Genomic DNA, 21,511 nt, shown 5'->3' on the forward strand with positions numbered 1-21,511 from the left:
TGCGCTGGATTCGTATCATCGTCCCCCATTCTTTGGAGAATATTCATGCCACTTGATGAGGATTTGGCGGCATTTCTTGAGCTTGTTGAGAAAAGCATAATTTGCGGGGAAAAAACCGTGATGCCTATGTTGGGACCTGAAAAGGCGCGATTGGATTACGACCTTTCAACACAGATACTGGATGCTTCCGGACCGGCCGTTGCGAGTGTGGCGGAAATTTCTATTCCGTGCCGTGACGGAGAATCAATTGATGCGCGGCTATATAAGCCAATCGAGTTTACGCAAGTTACAGATCCCCGTCCGGTGTTACTCTATTTTCACGGGGGCGGGTACTGCATTGGCGGGCTTGAGTCGCACGATTCGCTGTGCCGGTCTTTGGCGGCATTGACACCTTGTTATGTGCTGAATGTGGCTTATCGCTTGGCACCAGAACATCGTTTTCCTACAGCAGTACATGATGCACAGGACGCCTATCAATGGATAATATCAACCGGAGCCGAATATTCTTTGGATCCAGTACGGTTGGCAGTGGGGGGCGATAGTGCCGGCGGAACATTGGCCACCGGATTGACGATTACCGCTCGGGAAGAAATGTGGCCACGACCAGTTTGTCAGATATTGCTCTATCCTTGTACAAGTGCTTGGCAGGATACCGAATCCCATCGGCGTTATGCGCAAGGGTATTTGCTTGAAGAAGCGACGTTGCAATGGATGTTTATGAATTACCTTCGCGATGAAGCCGATCGAACCGATTGGCGTTTTGCACCGCTGCAAGCGAGTAGTTTATGTAACCTTGCTCCCGTATTTTTGCTTCTGGCGGAATTCGATCCTTTACTGGACGAAGGAATCGAATATGCGAATAAAATGAAAGCCGCGGGTGTTTCTACTCGTGTCAAAATTTATCCTGGAATGATTCACGATTTCGCCCGCCTTGGAAACATTGTGAATGAGGCCCATCAAGTGCGAAAGGATATTGCGGATGTCCTCGCGAGTACATTCTATTCAAAATAGAAGTAAAACTGATGAAGAAGCATATTTTCTATTTAAAGATTGGATTAATTTAGGTGATTGGGGTATTTATTCGTTTGGCATTATTTCTCATCTTGACGGGGTGCAATACTCTACCTCAGCGAGACCAGCAAGAAGTAGGCGCGAAGCTTCCGGATCAATGGAGTGAGGGACAACCAGGGATCAGTCAAGCGATACCCGAACAATGGGTGGAAGTTTTTGATGATTTACAACTACGGGGTTTGATTAAAGCCGCTCTGGCCAATAATTATGAACTGAAGGCGGCTGCGGCACGAGTGGATGCGGCTATTGCGCAGGCAAGGATTGATGGATCAGGGCGCTGGCCGCAAATCTTCTTTAGCGCCGATCACCAGCAGGTGCAGATACGCGAGGCGGGTTTTGGTTCGTCGAGATTTGGTGTATTTGAAGCGCTGTTTGGTGTTAGCTGGGAAGTGGATGTATGGGGGCGGATACGCGATTTCCAGCAAGCGGCGATGTCGGAAGCCGATGCCACCCATACCGATTTCTATGGCGTACGATTGTCTCTGGCAGCGCGAGTGACACAAAGCTATTTCGAATTAATTGAAGCGAAATTGCAGGCGGCAGTGGTCGAGCAATCGATCAAAGACCGTACCGTCATTGCCGACCTGGTGCGCGGGCGCTTCCAACGCGGCTTGGTGCGTGGCTTGGATCTGCGTTTGGCACTGACTGATCTGGCCAATGCGGAAGCAGAACTGAAAAGAACTCGTAACCGGATTCAAGCCACTGCGCGCCGTTTGGAAATTTTGCTGGGCCGTTATCCGCAAGGAGACGAGCTGCAAGCAACTACTTTGCCTTCTTTGCCTGGCGTTATTGCAGCGGGATTGCCCGCCGAGCTACTGGAACGCAGGCCTGATGTGGCCGCTGCATTCAGCCGCTTGCAAGCAGCGGATTTTCGTGCTTCAAGCTCAAGAAAATTACGCCTGCCGCGCATTACACTCACTGCGGCAGGTGGCACACGCAGTACGGATCTAACCGAACTGGTTGACCCCAGATCAGTGGCTTGGAACGTGTTTGCGGGGCTTATGCAACCCCTGTTCACGGGCGGGCGGATCGAAGGCGAAATCTTCCGTAATCAAGCACGTGCAGAGGAAGCTTTGAATCTCTACAAAAATACCGCGCTCAATGCTTTCCGCGAAGTAGAACAGGCTCTGGCAGCTGAAGAATGGTTGCGGGAGCAAGAAGTCTCGCTCAGGAAGGCAGTTGAACAAACCGAAGCGAGCCAGAAGCTGGCGGTTTATTCCTATCGCAATGGCCTGATTCAAATCCTTACGCTGCTCGATAGTTACCGCAGCACCCTTATCGCGCAAAGCGCGTATCTGTCGATTACCCGGCAGCTACTCAGTAACCGCATTAATCTTTACCTGGCATTAGGTGGAAATGTATAAAAGGCATGATACGGTGATCGCACGGCGCAATTTTATGACTACCGGCGTATGAGGATGCGGAGCCAATTGCTCATCGCACTTTTGCTTGCGATTGCCGGGGTATTGACTGCCATTGCTATTGTCAGCTTTCCTCCTCAAGTCGATCAACAGGAAAATATTGTTAAACCTCCTCCGGTGCAGTTTATTAAGATAAAGCCGCAACGATTGCAGATGGACGTGCGTTCGCAAGGCCGTGTAATGGCGCAAACTGAAATAGATCTGGTGACGGGTGTCTCGGGTAATATCATTAAGGTTTCACCGGTATTTGTCAGTGGCGGATTTTTTAGCAAGGGCGATTTACTGGTTGCAATCGATCCGGCGGAATATGACTTACGCGTAGCCCAAGCGCAAGCCAGAGTGATGGAGGCGCAATATCAGTTGACACGGGAAGAGGCCGAGGCAGAGCAAGCCCATGATGAGTGGCAACAGTTGGGGCAGGGGGATCCGAATCCGCTGAGCTTGAGGATTCCGCAGCTGAAGGAAAAAAAAGCTAAGCTTGCGGCCGAACAAGAAGAATTGAGAAATGCTCGTTTGTTACGCCAACGTACAGACATAAAGGCGCCTTTTAACGGCCGGGTACGCAGCAAGGAAATCGGGCTGGGGCAATATATTGATGATGGCACTATCCTGGGCAGGATTTACAGCAGTGATATCGTTGAAGTGCGGTTGCCTATCAGTACGCACGAATTGGCTTTTATTGATTTCCCTGACTTACCTCAGCACAAACCATCCGCACAGCCGGCAATCGTGAAATTGGCGGCTAACTATCAAGGTCAACAGCAAATTTGGTCAGGAAAGATTGTGCGCAGCGAAGGTGTTATTGATCAAGACACCGGAATGATCATCATCATTGCGCAGGTCACTGATCCTTTTGGGTTGGCAGTCAGGAAGAATCAATCTGCCGGGGAAAAATCACTTACCTCCATCTTGCCGGTGGGTTTATTTGTAGAAGCAATTATTGAAGGACGCTGGTTTGATGATTTAGTCGTTATACCTGCCAATGCATTGTACAAGGAACAACGCGTTGCGATCATTGATTCCGGGAATCGATTGCGATTCCGCAGTGTGGAGGTATTCAAGCGGGAGCGGGAACAGGTGATCATCAAAACCGGATTGAATGAAGGTGAGCGAGTACTGATAGCCGGACTTCATCACCCGGTTGAAGGGATGGAAGTTGTACCGGCTGAGTTTATTCCATGAAATTGATCGTCTGGTTTGCCAAGAATCCGATAGCCGCCAATTTCCTGATGCTGATCATTATCGCGGGTGGCGTGCTGGGTTTAACGATTTCTAAACGATATACGATTCCTCCTGCACCTCAGAATCAATTGAAGATAGAAATTGCTTATCCTGGTGCGAGTCCTGCAGAAATAGAGCAGGCGTTATGTATTCCGATTGAAGCGGCTGTGAATGATTTGGAAGGCATCCGGCATATCAATTCGGTTGCTGATCAGACAGAATGCGAAGTGATTGTAGAGTTTGATCCGGAGATTGACGCGGCACGCTTCCAGGCAAATGTACAAGCCAGAATGGATCGCATCGCGGTTTTTCCGAAAGGAACCGAGAAATTAAAAATCGAGGAATTGAGTACTGAAAAAATTGCAGTGACAATCATGGTGCATGGCGAAGTCGATAAACGTACTCTGATGCATCAACGCGATAAATTGCAGGCCATGCTGAGCAGACATCCAGATATTGGAAAACTAGTCGTTTGGCCAGTGTTACCTTATGAAATTTCGATTGAAATTACGGAATCCGATTTACGTCGTTATGGGTTAAGTTTTGAAGATATCGCTCAAGCTATTCGAGCTGCTTCCAATAATATCCCTGCAGGAGAGCTTAAAAAATCGGATGGTAAATTATTATTAAGAAGTAAAAACCAAGCAGTGACGGTGGCTGATTTTGCTGCGATTAATCTGCGATCCGATCAGAATGGTGTGCGTTTGCTGCTTGGGGATATTGCGCAGATCCGTGAAACAGTGGACGAACAAGATGTTCTGGCAAGAATCGACGGTAAGTCGGCCGCGCCAATATACGTTATGACAAAAGACCGTATCACGACTACAGTGGAAGCGGTCAATGAAGTTATTGCGGAACTTTATCCTGAATTACCTGATGGTGTAGGCATAACGACTTGGGATGATTGGTCGAAATACTATGAGCAAAACATGTCGATGCTCATGTCTTCAGCTTTGTCCGGTTTTTGTCTGATCTTTCTGATATTGGCATTAATCTTGCGATTCCGTCTGGCGCTTTGGGTAAGCAGCGGGATTCTGATATCGATCATGGGTGCTTTCTGGATGATGCCGATACTGGGTATTTCATTGAATACCTATTCAATTGCGGCGTTAATTCTTGTATTGGGCATTGTGGTTGATGATGCTATTGTGGTAGGTGAGAATATCTATACCCATGAACAGCGAGGGTATATCGGCTTATCAGGAGCAATCAATGGAACGCTGGAAGTTGCTCCGTTAGTGATCATTATGGTGTTATCGACAATGATTGCTTTTATCCCCGGTATTTTTTTGCCCGGGATGAGCGGTCATTTGATGTATAACGTTTCAGCCGTGGTTATTTTAACGCTGATGTTCTCTATTTTGGAAGCGCTACTGATATTGCCTTCCCATTTGGCGGCATACTATAGCCCAAATGCCGATCAATCTCAGAATGGTTTGATGGTTTTTTTTAACGCACTCCGAAGAAAGGTCGATGCAGGGCTGCATTGGTTAATTAACAGCGTATATATTCCGACCCTTGGAGTATTATTGTGTTTTCGTTATATCACGTTATCAGTATTTGCCATTGTCCTATTGATTGCTATTGCACTGGTCTCTTCCGGGCGTGTTCAGAGTATTATGGACATGCCGGTGAGTGATTATTACGTGTTCGCTGTTCTTCAGCTGGCCCCAGGTACTCCGTTTGAGGTGGTCAATCATGAGGTGATGCGCCTGGAGCAGATAGCCAATGATATCCGGCTTGAATTGAATACGGAACTCGGGATCGATGCAACGACCCCATTGAAAGATAGTTTCCAGCATATTATCGCAGTGATGCATGACAATTCCGGTTTTGTGGACATTGAAATAGCTATTGATGAACGTATTCGTTCGCGGGTCGATAGCATCAAACAAAAATGGCAGGAGCGTTTTGGCGAACTTCCCGTTGATGCGACTTTATCTATCCAGACTTACTGGCCAAGAAATCTTGGGTTGCCAGCAACGCAATCGGCAAGCGCAATCGAATTGAAATTGATCGCACCAGATACAGCAAGTCAAAGCGCTGCTAGTGAGATACTCAAAACCAGGCTTTCTTCTTATGCCGGAGTTCACAGCGTAACTGGCTCCATGCAAACTGGAAAGCCTGAATTGAATCTCAAATTAAAACCTGAAGCTGCACTCCACGGATTAACAATGAGAGATCTGGGAGAGCAGGTACGCAGCGGTTTTCTGGGGCTCGAGGTGCAGAGATTCTTTCTTGAGCGTGATGAAGTTCGAGTGATGCTGCGCTTTCCTTCGGAATATCGCCGCTCTGTGGATGATTTGAATCACATGCCGATAAAACTGGCTAATGGTAAAACCGTGCCTTTTTTTACGGTTGCAGAAGTGGAATATGCGCCAGGTTTTGTCAGTATTACTCGTCAGAATCGTGAACGTATACAACTGATCAGCGCAGAAGTGTATAAAGAGGAAGCGAGTGTTGAGGCTATTCTTGCTAGTTTGCGTACGAATGAAATTCCGAAACTGGAGGCGCAATACCCAGGGCTTAAAATTGAACCAGGTCAATCCAGGCAGAAGCAAGAAGAAACGATGTCAGCGTTGTGGGGTTATGGCGCATTAGCAATTCTCGGAATTTACGCACTTCTGGCGGTGCCGTTGCGTTCTTATGTACAACCGCTAATAATTATGCTGGCAATTCCATTTGGTTTTATCGGTGCAGTATTAGGCCATTTGCTTTTGAATATACCGCTATCGTTGGAATCTTATGTGGCGTTGTTTGCGGTTGGAGGAATAGTTATTAATGATAGTCTGATATTGGTTGCAAAAATCAATGAGATTTCACAAAATGATACATCAGTTCATAATGCTGTAATTTCTGCCGGCAAAGCACGATTTCGTGCAATATTCCTTATGACTACAACCACCTTCGTGGGATTGTTGCCGCTAATTAATGCACAAAGTTCAGATGCGGAAAAAATTATGCCGATGGTGGTCACCCTTGCATTTGGCATATTGTTCTCGTTTTTGGTTACTTTATTTCTAATACCAACCGCTTGTGCCATTTTAAAAGAAATATCTTATCAAAAGCCTATCCATAAGATTTCCGGGTAGATTCTGCGGATGCAATCTTTATGATTATCCTGGAAAGATACTAAATTAATGGTTAAGCAAATAATCTTTGGAAATATTTTCCTTGCGAAATAATACAAATAACAAGGAGGGATCTTGCGTAGATTTATTTCCCTGATTCATCGGTATGTTGGTTTGATCATGGCGGTTTTCTGCTGATTACCGGACTAACAGGAGCAATATTGGCATGGTATCACGAGCTTGATGCTGTGCTAAATCCTCGGTTAATGCAAATCCAAGCGCCATCCCCAGATGCACAACCTTTAAATCCTTTTATTTTGCACGAACAGGTGAAAGTTCACTATCCGGATGCATGGGTAAATTTTAAACCGGTATCAATAGTAAATCATCAGTTCCAATTCCTGTTGCTACTAATGTGCTATTTTTCACTATCTCGAATTCGAGGCATGCGAACTGCCGGTTCGAGGGCTTCAGGTGAATACATTGCTTCATTGTCTCAAGAAATCGAGTACTCATTCAGCTGAATGTATGAGAGATCTTTTTATATTCCAGAAATATCAGGAGAAATTATTTCTAATCCAGAATTTAATTTATAGGTTTTATGGTTTACTGGAAACATTTCCAATGACCCAGTGAAGAGGCTTGCCATGATGAAGAGTAAGTTATTGCATAATAATATCTATGATATAGATCCTGAAGCTATGAGCTTTGATGACGAAGATGCATTGGCTGATGGCATGATTCCAGATAGCCGGATTGCCAAACTTATTGATGAGTTGGAAACTGGTGATGATGATTTGTGTGTTGTGGAGGAATCTGAGATCGCAATAAAATCATTGGGGTTTCACCAATATTACAACTACGAGTAATGAGAGAATAATTCGATATAAACTCTCAGAGTGCTGCTGCTGATATTGGGGTATTTTTTTGTATTATTTTCAGTTGGATAGATCTGGATAGACGCGGTTACGTCCCTTCTTCTTGGCGTGATATAGTTGCCGATCCGCTTGTGCGATTAATTCGTTCAGAGATACGTTAATATCTTGAGCGGTCGCAACGCCAAAGCTTGCGGTGAATGAGATTTTCTCGTCATTATCAATTGAAATTTGAATAGTCGTGATTTTTTTACGCATCCTATCTGCAATGGTTATTGCATCCGTCAATTGCGTTTCCGGCAGAAAAATAAGAAATTCTTCGCCCCCCCAGCGTGCCAGAATATCGCCGCTGCGTGCTTCTTTCTGAATTGTTTCAGCCAGCCGCACCAGAACACGATCGCCTGCAGGATGACCATAATTATCATTCAGTAATTTGAAATCATCGATATCCAGTATGATTACCGAGGTGTAGCTTTTGCTGCGCAAGCTAATGGCCCACAGCGGCTGCACGAATTTGTAAAAGGCCCGTCGGTTATTTAAGTTGGTTAATAAATCAATATCAGCTCTTCTTTCAGCGGCCAGCTTCTCGCTCTGGTTGATGTTAAAACGCTCAGCAAGTGCAAGCGCTAGCAAAATCGCATCCGCCACCATCCCAATTTCTGTGGCTCGGTAAGTGAGCCAGTTGAAAGGAATGAAACCCAATACCGCATTAGCTGTAATGATGCCGCCACAAATCGCAAAAATTGATGCTAAGAGAAAATATTGAGCGAATCTGTTTTGTGCTCGCAGAGAAATAATACCCAATATGACAGCAAGAATATAAAAATAGAATATGAAGAACAATGATATAAATAGCGTTACTATGAATTCTCCGGCTAAGGTTGCAATTAATGTTAATACGCTAAAGCCGAGACAGCAGACGACGACTGACTGATAGATGCGAGGACTGGCGGTTTTGATATTCAAGAAGTTCAATGCAAATGCACAGCCGCTTAAGGTACATGCCACGATCAATACCGGATTGGACCATTGTTGCCAGTACGGTGAATCAGGCCATAACCACTGATAGCCATGACCAGTATAGGCTGCATTGAGTAGCAGAAATAATAAGAGATAGAGTGAGTAAAAAAAATAGGGACCAGAGCGTAATCCGATATACAGCATGAAATTGTAGACTACCAAAGCCAGAATAATTCCATATATCAATCCGTAGCTATATGCTTGCAGCATATTTCTGTCAGTTGTTTCTTCTGAGGTAAAAAAATAAATGGGTAAAACCATTGCGTCGTCAGACTCAACGCGGATTAGCACGGTAGTGTCACCGGTTCCAAAATCATGCCCGATAATAAAAAATCGATGGTTAAGCGGTCGTTGCGAAAATGGTTGGCTGTCGCCCATATGATAGCTATTAACTAACTGATTTTCATGAATATGATAAACATCAATCTTGTCCAGCCAGGAAGTTTCAAGCAATATATTTCGAAGTGCATGGCCATGCGTATTATTTTTGACGCGAAACGCAAGCCACACTGGTTTTGCGCCGATGCCAAAATTGAGCACGGAATCCGCGGATTGCGAAAAGGCGCCATTCTTGAATGCGTCATATGCACTTTGCATGCTTAGATGAGCATCGTCATTTTGATAAAACTGAATATGTTGTCCAATCGGTTCTTGGTATTTTTTAGAAACATCAATATCTTGTGCGTTTGCCAGTAAGCTCCAGAATGAGCACATGAACATCATGGCTAGCAATGCGGATATTTTTTTCATGAACTGCTTGTGTGCGATAGTCAAGTATGAAGAGCAGTTGCGTTAAGCGGATTAAATTCGCGTTATCTTAAGTTTCATAAACAGATATCTGGCGTACGTGCATTTCTAAGTATAATGGTAATTGTGGATAGGTTATACCGTTTCTCCGTAAGGCAAAAAAATAGGGTCAATAATTTCATGTCATGAAAACAATATGGACAAAAAATTGCAGCATAAAACACTTGGTTTTATTTTTGGGTATCTGAAATTTTCTTGATCAGGTGCATTGATAGCAGTATTATCGGCAGTCGGCTATCATCAAAGTACTGCGAACCGAATCATATCATTCACAAAGTCGAATCTGGCTAACCTCTGGAAAGTAGGTTATTCCGATCCGAATTCAATCGCTGTGGATCGACCCTATGCTCAGATTCTTGAGCGGAAGTTATATTGACAAAAAATGTGACCGGGAAGCTGTGGTTTTTCTGGTGAGTGACAGAATTAGGATATAGGTAGTAGTGATATCATTTCGTAAATTATTTTCGATTCTGGTTTTTGTTGAGATCTGATGTTTTTATTTGACAGAATTTATTTCATCTTAGTCTGATGGGATAAATTATGAAGAAATCTAGAAATGTTTATAAGGTGGCAGTGCGCAAAATAATTGTATTATTCCTGCAAATTATATTTAAGTAATTAATGTTGAAAAGAGTTATATGAATTAAGCAGGAAATACCCAACAGCTAATCAATATCCTATCTATGAATTTATCGCTTGTCGCGCTTATACCTTTTGCCGGCGCCATTTTTGTTGCATCCATTTCCCGTTTGGGTCGATTGCATGCCGCTTGGGGCGCCGGTTTCGTGACGCTACTTGCGCTAGCTATTTTATACCCGATGATTGCTGATGTTTTTTCAGGGCAAATTATCATTCAGCGCTTTAGTTGGATACCGGTGCGCGGCTTGGATGTGGTTTTTCGTCTCGATGGATTGGGTTTGCTGTTTTCGCTGATGATCTTGGGTATTGGCCTGCTTATTATCCTTTATGCCCGGTATTACTTGTCCGAGCGGGACGATATGGGGCGTTTTTTTGCTTATTTGCTGATGTTCATGGGTTCCATGCTGGGAATTGTGATATCAGAAAATATTATTCAGCTATTGATTTTCTGGGAATTGACCAGTCTGTCATCGTTTTTGCTCATCAGTTACTGGCAACACCGGCAAGAATCACGCAGCGGCGCGCGTATGGCATTGGCCGTTACTGGCGGCGGCGGTCTGGCATTGCTCGGCGGATTTCTGCTATTGGGTGAAATTTGCAACAGCTATGATTTATCCGTGATTTTGATATCAGGCGACAGTATTCGTGCCCATGCGTTATATCTGCCGATGTTGATACTGGTATTACTTGGTGCTTTTACTAAATCAGCCCAGTTTCCTTTTCACTTCTGGTTGCCTAATGCCATGGCAGCTCCTACACCGGTGTCTGCTTATTTGCATTCCGCCACTATGGTAAAAGCCGGTGTGTTCTTGCTTGCTCGTTTGTTTCCCGCCTTGTCGGGCACATCGGAATGGTTCTGGCTGGTCAGTATGACAGGGCTGATCACATTGCTTGTGGCCGCTTACATTGCTATGTTTAAGCACGATCTAAAAGGATTGCTTGCGTATTCGACGATCAGTCATCTGGGTTTGATTACTTTATTATTCGGCATGGGAACCCCGCTTGCAGCGGTTGCCGGTGTTTTTCATATCATTAATCATGCGATTTTCAAAGCATCCTTGTTTATGGCTGCAGGCATTATCGATCACGAAGCGGGTACGCGTGATATGCGCCGTTTGCGAGGATTATGGAAATTTATGCCACACACAGCATTGCTGGCCATGGTGGCTGCCGCTTCTATGGCGGGTGTGCCTCTGTTTAACGGTTTTTTATCTAAGGAAATGTTTTTTGCCGAAACCCTGCATCATACTCATCAGCCGTGGGGATGGCTGATGCCTGCCGCAGCAACTCTGGCCGGTATTTTTGCTGTGGCTTATTCATTACGGTTTATCCATACGGTTTTTTTTAATGGCGAGCCGGTTGATCTACCCAAAACACCGCATGAACCTCCACGTTGGATGAAAGTGCCGGTGGAAATTCTGGTAGCTTTATGTTTGCTGGTTGGGATGTTGCCCGCATTAACTGTAGAGCCCATTCTTGCAGTAGCCGCTGCCGGTGTTCTACAGGATTCTGTTCCAGAACATGATTTGGCTATCTGGCATGGTTTTAATCCAGCATTATGGATGAGTGTTATTGCATTATGCGGTGGAATTTTAATTTATCTGGTTCGCCGCCCATTATCTGCATGGTACGAAAAAATCGGTGATCGGCTGGAATTTAGAGCATTATACAATTATATGCTTGACCAGCTTTTTAAAATTGCTCGTTATATAACCCATTTACTGAATGCACATTCGCTTCAGCAGATGCTGTTTGTTTTTATGCTTTTTATTCTGGCGCTTGGAGTGACAGGCTTTATCGATAATGCATCCGCTTTAACCGGCGATCGCGCACGACTGCCGATAGATGGTGTCAGCATACTTGTTACGTTGATTCTTATAATTGCGGCAATAGGCGTGGTTGTTTTGCATCGACAACGTCTTGTAGCGCTCATTTTAATGGGCGTAGTGGGTTTGGGAGTGTCTCTTGTTTTTATCAAGTTTTCTGCGCCGGATCTGGCTTTGACACAATTATCCGTCGAGGTGGTAACGATTGTTTTGATGCTGTTGGCGTTATATTTCTTACCGCAATTTTCACCGCAGGAATCCGGGAATCATATACGCAGCCGTGATGCTTTGGTCGCTACAGCAGCGGGTTTAGGTGTGAGCTTATTAGTTTGGGCTATTTTAACCCGTCCTTATCACAGTATCGCAGATTACTTTTTGAACAACAGTGTGCCAGGTGGCGGTGGAACGAACGTAGTCAATGTCATTCTGGTTGATTTCAGAGGTTATGACACGCTTGGTGAAATTACCGTGCTGGCGTTGGCCGGACTGGGTGTATATGCGATGCTGCATCAACTAAAGTTATCCGGCTCGGAACAAGACAATCAGGGACGAATCTGGGATCGTGATTTGCATCCGGTTATCATGGCGTCGTTTGCGCGTCTGTTATTGCCACTTGCTTTGCTGGTTTCCATGTATATTTTGCTGCGCGGGCATAATCTGCCCGGGGGTGGTTTTATCGCTGGATTGATAACTGCGGTAGCGCTAATCATGCAATATTTGGCCAATGGTGTTGCATGGGCGCACGCCCGTTTGTCAGTCAATATGCATCATGTGATTGGTGCGGGTATTTTTATCGCGGTATTGACCGGTGTTGCCAGTTGGTTGTTTGACCATCCTTTTTTGACTTCCACCTTTAGTCATTTGCATTGGCCGATAATTGGAGAGTTCGAATTAGCTTCAGCCATGATTTTTGATTTGGGTGTTTATCTGGTTGTCGTCGGTACCACGCTGTTGATACTCATTTATCTTGGTCTGGTACATAAAGAGAGTCATTTGACAAACGTCAGAAAGAGAATCCGTTAATGGAAGCGCTGGTAGCAATACTGATAGGAACGCTCGCTGGCTGTGGCGTTTATTTGGCTTTACGCAGCCGTACTTTTCCGGTTGTGCTGGGCTTGACCTTTTTGTCTTACGCAGTCAATCTATTTCTACTGGTAATGGGGCGACTCACTATTGGTAAACCACCGATTATTGTGGAAGGCGTAGCAGACTATGCAGATCCTTTACCGCAGGCTTTGGTGCTGACAGCTATCGTGATCAGTTTTGCCATGACTGCTTTCGTTATTGTATTGTCCCTCAAGGCACACCTGGAAATGGGGAATGATCATGTGGATGGGAAACATAAACCATGATAAACCATATTGTCATTCTCCCCGTGATATGGCCGTTATTGCTGGGTGCGTTGTTATTATTGCTGCAGAAACAGAGTCTAAAGGTGTTGCGTATCGCGAGCATTTCATCCGTAAGTGTTTTGGTCCTGTTGGCAGGATGGTTGCTCAGCATCGTTAATGACGGCGAGATTCTGGTTTATGCATTAGGCAACTGGCCACCGCCCTTTGGTATTGTTCTGGTCGCCGATCGCCTTGCTGCCTGGATGTTGATCATTACTGCATTGGTTTCCTTGTGCGCGTTACTTTATGCGGTGCGCGGTACGGATACTATGGGTCCGCATTTTCATGTGTTATACCAATTGCAATTATTTGGTTTAAATGGTGCATTCTTGACCGGTGATCTGTTTAATCTGTTTGTATTCTTTGAAATTCTGCTACTTGCTTCCTATGGTTTATTACTGCATGGCGGGGGTCGGTTACGCACGATGGCCGGATTGCATTTTGTAATCATCAATCTCGTAGGTTCAACCTTGTTTTTGTTTGCCGTAGGAACACTTTACGGGCTTTTGGGCACATTAAATATGGCTGATCTGGCGATTAAAGTTGCCGATGTTGCTAGCGAGGATATTGCGCTCATTCGTACGGCGGGCTTACTGTTGTTTGCCGTGTTTGCTCTCAAGGCCGCTCTTTTGCCGCTTTATTTATGGTTGCCTGCGGCTTATGCGCATACATCTGCGCCGATTGCCGCTCTATTTGCTATCATGACTAAGGTTGGCGCGTACAGCATCCTGCGTATTTATACCTTGATCTTTGGCGAACAAGCCGGGCCGATTGCCAATTTGATTCAACCCTGGTTGTTACCATTGGCTTTGGCAACACTGATTGCAGGTGTACTGGGTGTTCTGGCAAGTGCGCGTTTGCGGCAGCAAGTGGCCTATCTGGTGGTTGCATCGGTTGGCACGCTGCTCATTGCTTTTGGCATCAATACGAGCGCCGGAATAGCGGCGGGATTGTATTACCTGCCACATTCCACCTTTGCTGCCGCCGCATTTTTTCTGCTTGCTGATGGCATAGCCAATCGCCGTGGCGAAACGAGCGATCGTTTTGAGCCGGGTTTGATCATGATGCACCAGCGAATAGTAGGTACACTCTTTTTTATAGTGGCGGTTTTAGTGGCGGGACTACCCCCATTATCCGGCTTTGTAGGAAAATTCCTGATCTTGCAAGCGGCACTATCACATGCGGCTCTGCCATGGATAATGGCTATTGTATTAATAACCAGCTTGTTTACTATCATTGCATTGGCGCGTAGCGGGAGCCTGCTTTTTTATCGGGCACAAGCACCGCAAGCGATTCATACTGCAATGGATACCCATGTTCAGCCCGGTATAACGCCAGACATAAATGGATTGGTGATTACTGCCTGCTTGCTTGCACTATGTGTGGCTTTAATGATCTGGGCGGGTGCAATTATCGAGTTTGTACAGGCAACGGCAAATCAGTTGCTGCAGCCTGATGATTACATTCAATCCGTGCTAGGTATTGAAAAATGACTACCATGACTCGTTTGCTGCCTCATCCGATTCTATCCCTCACGCTGACAGGCTTATGGTTATTGCTGGTAAATAGCATAACGCCCGGGCAGATTGTTCTCGGTTTATTACTCGGTTGGATGATACCGTTATTAACCCTGCGCTTCTGGCCAGAAGTTGTGACAATTCGCAAACCTTTTACCTTGTTGCGGTATGTTGGGTTATTATTATGGGATATTATCGTGGCCAATTTTACGGTAGCGCGATTAATTCTTGGCGATCTAGATCGCCTTAAACCGATTTTTATTCAATTACCATTAAGCCTGACATCTGATTTGGCTATCAGCTTATTAGCTAGCAGCATCACATTGACACCGGGGACAGTATCCGCGAAGTTGTCTGAAGATCGAAGATATTTGTTGGTTCATGCGCTCAATGAAGCTGATCCGGATACACTGATTGCAACGATTAAGCAACGCTATGAACGTCCATTGCAGGAGATTTTTGAGTAATGTTAGATTTCGTGATAGTCATCGCGCTTGGATTAGTGGCTGTGGCAGTCGCTATGAGCTTCTGGCGACTGTTACGTGGTCCCAGCTTGCCGGATCGGGTTCTGGCACTGGATACTCTATATGTAAATGCCATTGCATTACTCATGTTGCTGGGAATTCATTTGGGTAGCGCGCTATTCTTTGAGGCAGCATTATTGATTGCATTGATGGGCTTCATCGGTACTGTTGCATTATGCAAATATTTACTGCGTGGCGATATTATCGAATAAACTATGCTGGAATATTTATTATCTTTCTTAATTTTGACTGGCGCTATTTTTACTTTCATCGGTTCCTTAGGCCTCCTGCGATTAAGGGATTTTTATATGCGCTTGCACGGACCGACCAAGGCTACAACATTGGGTGTGGGCAGTCTGCTGATTGCATCGGCAGTATTCTTCAGCAACCACGATGCGGGTATCAGTCTGCACGAAATATTGATTACGCTGTTTCTTTTTATCACTGCACCGGTAAGCGCACATTTACTTGCCAAGGCAGCATTGCATCTGAATCTGCATTCGTTTGCGAAAATGCCGGTCAAATCAATAAAAGAAAAAGAAAGATCAAGTAGTGACGCAATCGATGTCAAACACTGAAGGGAAAGCCTTCTTCATCAGATAAGAGTGTATCCCGTAAACTGGTTTAATTAAAAAATAGCAGTGATATTGTTTTATTCGTCAAGCTCCCTATTCTGCGCGGTCTTCCAGCAAACCTTTTCTTGCTAAAGACAATTCTTAATAATAAATGCAGAAAATTGACTTACTTAGAATGTCCGCAAGTATTATTTAAATCAGGCATATACTTTCAGACTAATCAGGACCTTCAGAAATTTAGGTAATTTTCGTTGTTCGTTGTTAGTATTGCTGGCTTGAAATTCAGGTATTTAATTACTGCTTGAATAAACAAGTAGATTGATAGGGAAGTTATAGTAAATTTTAAGATTTGATTCTTTAGTACCTGCTATTATTCGATAATAAAGCCAACAGTTAATTCACATCTACATTTGTTAAGCAGGAAATCAGAAGGTTTGTTTCTAAGTTAAAATTACGAGGATAAACCGGTTTATTTCAAGATAAGAAAGATCCTCTATTTATATTAATATAACCTTAATGCTATTACATTTTTTTGAAGGAAACTATTAACAATGTTGACACATATACAACGCCTTGAAGCGGAGAGTATTCATATCATGCGGGAGGTAGTTGCAGAGTGCGAGCATCCGGTAATGCTCTATTCTATCGGCAAGGATAGTGCAGTGATGCTGCATCTGGCAGTAAAGGCATTTTATCCCTCGAAACTACCTTTTCCGTTACTGCATGTCGATACTACATGGAAATTCAAGGAAATGATTGAATTTCGTGACGTAATGGTAAAAAAATTGGGAATTGATCTCATCGTTCATATTAACCCTGAGGGTGTTGAAAAAGGAATCAATCCTTTTACGCATGGTTCGGCAATTCATACGGATATCTGGAAAACCGAAGGTTTAAAGCAGGCGCTGGATAAACATGGATTTGATGTCGCTTTCGGTGGAGCACGTCGCGATGAGGAAAAATCGCGCGCCAAAGAACGAATTTTTTCCATTCGATCAGCACAACATCGCTGGGATCCCAAGTTGCAGCGTCCTGAGTTATGGCGGCTATATAATGCGCGCAAGAATCCAGGCGAAAGTATTCGTGTTTTCCCACTTTCAAATTGGACCGAGCTCGATATTTGGCAATACATCCATCTGAATAATGTTCCTATTGTCCCATTGTACTATGCTAAGGAACGGCCTGTTGTAGAACGTGATGGTACTTTAATTATGGTTGATGATGAGCGTTTGCCGCTGAGAGAAGGCGAGTCGCCGATGATGAAGAAAGTCCGTTTCCGTACACTGGGTTGTTATCCCTTAACCGGTGCAATTGAAAGTGAGGCAAGTTCCTTGGTGGATATTATTCAGGAGATGTTGCTGGCGCGAACATCCGAGCGGCAGGGGCGATTAATCGATCATGATTCCACAGGCTCGATGGAGAAAAAGAAACAGGAGGGTTACTTCTAATGGCACACGTATCTGATTTAATTGCCGAAGATATCGAGTTGTATTTAAAAACGCATGAGAACAAAAGCATGCTTCGGTTCATCACTTGCGGTAGTGTTGATGATGGGAAAAGCACCTTAATTGGGCGCATGTTGTATGAGTCCAAGATGCTATTTGAAGATCAATTGGCTCAGTTAGAGGTGGATTCCAAGAAAGTCGGTACTCAGGCCGGTGATCTGGATTTCGCATTACTGGTCGATGGACTTGCTGCAGAGCGCGAACAGGGAATAACTATTGATGTCGCTTATCGTTTCTTTTCCACCGATAAGCGCAAGTTTATCGTCGCAGATACGCCAGGTCATGAGCAGTACACCCGCAATATGGTCACAGGAGCTTCAACAGCGGACGTAGCAGTAATTCTTATTGATGCACGCAAAGGCGTATTGACGCAGACGCGGCGCCATAGTTATCTGGTTTCATTAATTGGAATCCAACATGTGGTGCTTGCAATCAACAAGCTGGACATGGTGGGATATTCAGAAGAAATTTTTCACCGGATCAATAACGAATATCGTGAATTTGCAAAAGAACTAGGGTTGAATAATATTGTAACTATCCCGATGTCAGCCCTCAAAGGCGATAATATTACCGCATTAAGCGAAAACACGCCTTGGTATCACGGTGAAACGTTGATGGGATTTCTGGAAAATGTACAAGTCGATGATACGAATGTGGAATCCGGATTTTTTCGCATGCCGGTACAATGGGTTAATCGCCCTAATCTGGATTTTCGCGGTTATTCCGGTATGGTTGCGCGTGGCAGCGTTAAGCCAGGTGATCTTATTCGTGTTTTACCTTCCGGCAGAGAAAGTCGCGTAACTCGCATTGTGACCGGCGATGGTGATTTGACACACGCAATTTCCGGGCAATCCATTACATTGACATTGGCCGATGAAATTGATATTAGCCGTGGGGATATTTTAGCTGCCATCGATTCTTTGCCCGGTGTAGCAGATCAATTTGAAGCTACGATTGTGTGGATGGTTGATGAACCGATGCTCCCCGGCCGGCCCTATTTGATGAAAATTGGGACAAAAACTGTTGCTGCGAATGTTTCAATGCTGAAATATAAGGTAAACGTCAATACGCTCGAACATATCGCCGTTACCAAGCTGGAACTCAATGAAATCGGTATTTGCAATCTCAGTACCGATCAGTTGATCGCTTTCGACCCGTATAAAGAAGATCATGATATCGGCGGCTTCATTCTCATTGATCGCTTAACTAATAATACAGTGGGTGCCGGCATGCTGCATTTTGCCTTGCGCCGATCACAGAATATTCACTGGCAAGCGATTAATATCAATAAGCAAGCGCATGCTGCCACAAAAAGACAGAAGCCATTTATTCTTTGGTTTACCGGCTTGTCCGGCAGTGGTAAATCAACCATTGCCAATTTGGTCGAGAAAAAACTCTATTCTCTGGATAAGCATACCTACCTGCTGGATGGAGACAATGTGCGTCATGGGCTTAATAAAGATCTTGGTTTCACCGATGCAGACCGGGTTGAAAATATCCGCCGCATCGCTGAGGTTGCTAAATTGATGGTCGATGCAGGGCAGATTGTATTGGTGTCATTCATTTCACCTTTCCATTCAGAACGCAGAATGGCCAGGGAATTGGTAGAGCAGGGTGAATTTTTTGAAGTATTTATTGATACCCCCATTCATGTCGCAGAAGAGCGCGATCCCAAAGGGTTGTACAAGAAAATGCGCCGAGGTGAATTGAAGAATTTCACCGGAATTGATTCACCTTACGAAGCGCCAGAGAATCCGGAAATTCATATTAATACAACGAAACTTACCCCCGAGCAGGCTGTTGAGCACATTGTTAACTATCTGACGCACATAGGTGCATTAAGCTGATATTTTTAATAATCATTGCCCGTTGAATAAAAAATGAGAATTAATTGTTTTTTTTATATGTTTTCATATAGGAAGAAGCTATTCAAATGAATCGTTTTTATGTATTTAATGGTGACGCGGATGGCGTATGCGCATTACATCAACTCAGACTTGTGGATCCAGCAGCCGCGAATCTGATAACTGGTGTTAAGCGGGATATCAAGCTGCTGGATCGGGTGGAAGCAAAATCCGGTGATTCCTTAACGGTACTGGATATTTCTTTGGATAGTAATCGCAAAGGATTGATGCGGTTACTGGAGGAGGGTGTCAAGATTGAATATTTTGATCATCATTATGCTGGAGAAATACCGCAGCACCATAACTTGACTGCACATATCGATTTATCCGCTGATGTTTGTACCAGCCTTTTGGTTGACCAGTATTTGAAAGGGAAATTTCATCTGTGGGCAATCACTGCCGCTTTTGGCGATAATCTTGTGCAAAAAGCTCGTCAACTAGGAATCGCAGCAAAATTAACAGAAACTGAAATAGATCAGCTTGCACATCTGGGTGAATATCTAAACTATAATGGCTATGGGGATAATTTGCCTGATCTGCATTTTCATCCCGCTGCACTTTACGAAGAAATCAAACCTTATATTAGCCCATTTGACTTCATCGCTGAATCGATTGCTTTTAGGAAGCTTTCTGCAGGATATCAGGATGATACGATCCGGGCAGATTCATTGCAGCCTTTAACGATCGATGAACGGTATGCCGCATATTTATTGCCCGATGCGCCTTGGGCAAGGCGCGTCAGCGGTATTTTTGCCAACAAATTGGCAAACGCGCATCCACAGCGTGCACATGCCGTAATAACACCAAATAATTCAGGCAGTTATACTGTAAGTGTGCGAGCTTCTCTCACAAATCCGAGTGGTGCCGATGTATTGTGTTTGCAATTTGATACGGGAGGAGGGCGCAAAGCCGCAGCCGGCATCAACCATTTACCGACAGGTTCATTGGATAGTTTTATAACCACCTTTAAACAGCACTTTTGCAGCTAATTCCGTGAAGCACTGGAAAATTCAGGCGAATTTCAATTCGATTAAATAGATCTACCATTTTTTGCCGAGGCTTATTGTCATGATTCTTGTCACCGGTGGTGCCGGGTATATCGGGTCGCATACATGCGTTGAACTGCTGAATGCCGGTTTTGATGTAACCGTGTTTGATAATTTTTGTAACAGTAATCCCGAAGCACTTGCACGTGTAACACAAATTACCGGTAGAAAACCAGAATTAATTTCTGGTGATTGCCGTGATCAAGCTGCTTTAATTGCCGCCATGCAGCAAAGTAAAGCTACTGCAGTTATACATTTTGCTGGTCTTAAAGCCGTCGGGGAATCCGTCGCTCATCCCCTTTCATATTATGATAATAACGTAGCAGGAACATTGCGGCTATTGGAAGCAATGCAGGAATGCAATGTCAGAACCCTGGTATTCAGCTCTTCTGCAACAGTTTATGGCGATCCGGTTAAGTTACCGTTGACGGAAGATCATCCACTGGCTCCTACTAATCCTTATGGGCGCAGCAAGTTGATGGTTGAAGATATATTGCGTGATTTCCAGCACAGTGATCACTCATTCCGAATCGGCATATTGCGTTATTTTAATCCAGTTGGTGCGCATCCAAGCGGTTTGATCGGTGAAGACCCGCAGGGAATGCCGAATAATTTGATGCCTTTTGTGGCCCAGGTTGCCGTCGGCCGTAGAGATACTCTAAACGTGTGGGGTAACGATTATCCTACTGTTGATGGAACTGGGGTCCGTGATTATATCCATGTCGTTGATTTGGCGCATGGCCATCTCAAGGCATTGGAAGCGCTAGGAGCTCCGCAAGGGGGACAAGAAAATAATCAATTTTCAAACTGCTTAACCGTGAATCTAGGCACCGGTCGAGGATACAGTGTGCTGGAAGTTGTTCGTGCCTATGAACAGGCAAGTGGGCGGTCTATTCCTTATCGAATTGCGCCGCGACGTTCAGGTGATATTGCTTCTTGTTATGCGAATCCAGATCGTGCTTATGCATTACTTGGCTGGCGAGCAAAACTTGGATTGGATGAAATGTGCGCTAATAGCTGGCACTGGCAGAACACTAATCCCAATGGCTATAAAAATTAGACTGAAGAACCTTCTGATTTAATTGACTAAGAAATATT

The 21,511-nt window shown here is 44.6% G+C and carries 17 protein-coding genes; 16 read left to right on the plus strand and 1 reads right to left on the minus strand.

Translation table 11 applies throughout. From position 1 onward, the window contains the following. The first annotated feature begins 45 nt into the window (after nucleotides 1–45). From C4S39_RS07890 to C4S39_RS07910, 6 genes are all read left to right on the plus strand, one after another. On the plus strand, nucleotides 46–1,011 hold the full coding sequence (locus C4S39_RS07890) for an alpha/beta hydrolase (RefSeq protein WP_103966481.1): 966 nt from the start codon (nucleotides 46–48) through the stop codon (nucleotides 1,009–1,011). A 53-nt stretch (nucleotides 1,012–1,064) separates the two neighbouring features. Continuing rightward, nucleotides 1,065–2,435, plus strand: a complete 1,371-nt coding sequence (locus tag C4S39_RS07895) for an efflux transporter outer membrane subunit (RefSeq protein WP_103966482.1) — start codon at nucleotides 1,065–1,067, stop codon at nucleotides 2,433–2,435. A gap of 54 nt (nucleotides 2,436–2,489) precedes the next feature. After that, nucleotides 2,490–3,674 (plus strand): efflux RND transporter periplasmic adaptor subunit, encoded by a 1,185-nt coding sequence (locus C4S39_RS07900; protein ID WP_181023787.1) that lies wholly within the window; start codon nucleotides 2,490–2,492, stop codon nucleotides 3,672–3,674. Further along, entirely contained in the window at nucleotides 3,671–6,805 is a 3,135-nt protein-coding gene (locus C4S39_RS07905) for an efflux RND transporter permease subunit (RefSeq protein ID WP_103966484.1), read from the plus strand. Before C4S39_RS07900 ends, C4S39_RS07905 begins: the two co-directional genes overlap by 4 nt. 173 nt (nucleotides 6,806–6,978) lie before the next feature. Then, on the plus strand, nucleotides 6,979–7,308 hold the full coding sequence (locus C4S39_RS16010; protein ID WP_374953019.1) for a hypothetical protein: 330 nt from the start codon (nucleotides 6,979–6,981) through the stop codon (nucleotides 7,306–7,308). 123 nt (nucleotides 7,309–7,431) lie between these two features. Next, on the plus strand, nucleotides 7,432–7,653 hold the full coding sequence (locus C4S39_RS07910; RefSeq protein WP_103966485.1) for a hypothetical protein: 222 nt from the start codon (nucleotides 7,432–7,434) through the stop codon (nucleotides 7,651–7,653). A 69-nt stretch (nucleotides 7,654–7,722) separates the two neighbouring features. Here C4S39_RS07910 and C4S39_RS07915 read toward each other — a convergent pair whose 3' ends face one another. Then, nucleotides 7,723–9,429, minus strand: a complete 1,707-nt coding sequence (locus C4S39_RS07915; protein WP_103966486.1) for a sensor domain-containing diguanylate cyclase — start codon at nucleotides 9,427–9,429, stop codon at nucleotides 7,723–7,725. A gap of 740 nt (nucleotides 9,430–10,169) precedes the next feature. Here C4S39_RS07915 and C4S39_RS07920 point away from each other — a divergent pair. The 10 genes from C4S39_RS07920 (at nucleotide 10,170) to galE (ending at nucleotide 21,473) form a co-directional block, all read left to right on the plus strand. Continuing rightward, nucleotides 10,170–12,974, plus strand: coding sequence for a monovalent cation/H+ antiporter subunit A (locus C4S39_RS07920; RefSeq protein WP_103966487.1), 2,805 nt, complete (start codon nucleotides 10,170–10,172; stop codon nucleotides 12,972–12,974). Further along, entirely contained in the window at nucleotides 12,974–13,303 is a 330-nt protein-coding gene (locus C4S39_RS07925) for a Na+/H+ antiporter subunit C (protein WP_103966488.1), read from the plus strand. Before C4S39_RS07920 ends, C4S39_RS07925 begins: the two co-directional genes overlap by 1 nt. Next, nucleotides 13,300–14,835, plus strand: coding sequence for a monovalent cation/H+ antiporter subunit D (locus C4S39_RS07930; protein ID WP_103966489.1), 1,536 nt, complete (start codon nucleotides 13,300–13,302; stop codon nucleotides 14,833–14,835). The genes C4S39_RS07925 and C4S39_RS07930 overlap by 4 nt, the downstream gene beginning before the upstream one ends. Beyond that, nucleotides 14,832–15,326 carry a Na+/H+ antiporter subunit E gene (locus C4S39_RS07935; RefSeq protein WP_103966490.1) on the plus strand — a complete coding sequence of 165 codons (495 nt, stop codon included), beginning with the start codon at nucleotides 14,832–14,834 and terminating at the stop codon, nucleotides 15,324–15,326. The genes C4S39_RS07930 and C4S39_RS07935 overlap by 4 nt, the downstream gene beginning before the upstream one ends. After that, nucleotides 15,326–15,595: a K+/H+ antiporter subunit F gene (locus tag C4S39_RS07940; protein ID WP_103966491.1), complete on the plus strand. Its 270-nt coding sequence runs from the start codon at nucleotides 15,326–15,328 to the stop codon at nucleotides 15,593–15,595. The genes C4S39_RS07935 and C4S39_RS07940 overlap by 1 nt, the downstream gene beginning before the upstream one ends. A gap of 3 nt (nucleotides 15,596–15,598) precedes the next feature. Then, nucleotides 15,599–15,961, plus strand: coding sequence for a Na+/H+ antiporter subunit G (locus C4S39_RS07945; protein ID WP_103966492.1), 363 nt, complete (start codon nucleotides 15,599–15,601; stop codon nucleotides 15,959–15,961). A gap of 548 nt (nucleotides 15,962–16,509) precedes the next feature. Continuing rightward, nucleotides 16,510–17,406, plus strand: a complete 897-nt coding sequence (cysD, locus tag C4S39_RS07950; protein WP_103966493.1) for a sulfate adenylyltransferase subunit CysD — start codon at nucleotides 16,510–16,512, stop codon at nucleotides 17,404–17,406. Next, nucleotides 17,406–19,310 (plus strand): sulfate adenylyltransferase subunit CysN, encoded by a 1,905-nt coding sequence (cysN, locus tag C4S39_RS07955; protein ID WP_103966494.1) that lies wholly within the window; start codon nucleotides 17,406–17,408, stop codon nucleotides 19,308–19,310. Before cysD ends, cysN begins: the two co-directional genes overlap by 1 nt. A gap of 86 nt (nucleotides 19,311–19,396) precedes the next feature. After that, on the plus strand, nucleotides 19,397–20,356 hold the full coding sequence (locus C4S39_RS07960; RefSeq protein WP_103966495.1) for a DHH family phosphoesterase: 960 nt from the start codon (nucleotides 19,397–19,399) through the stop codon (nucleotides 20,354–20,356). Nucleotides 20,357–20,435: 79 nt separating this feature from the next. Continuing rightward, the gene (galE, locus tag C4S39_RS07965; protein ID WP_103966496.1) at nucleotides 20,436–21,473 is read left to right on the plus strand and encodes a UDP-glucose 4-epimerase GalE; all 1,038 of its coding nucleotides are present in this window, start codon (nucleotides 20,436–20,438) and stop codon (nucleotides 21,471–21,473) included. Nucleotides 21,474–21,511 lie beyond the last annotated feature (38 nt).

It is taken from the genome of Nitrosomonas ureae (genome assembly GCF_900108305.1).
Taxonomy (GTDB): domain Bacteria; phylum Pseudomonadota; class Gammaproteobacteria; order Burkholderiales; family Nitrosomonadaceae; genus Nitrosomonas; species Nitrosomonas ureae_B.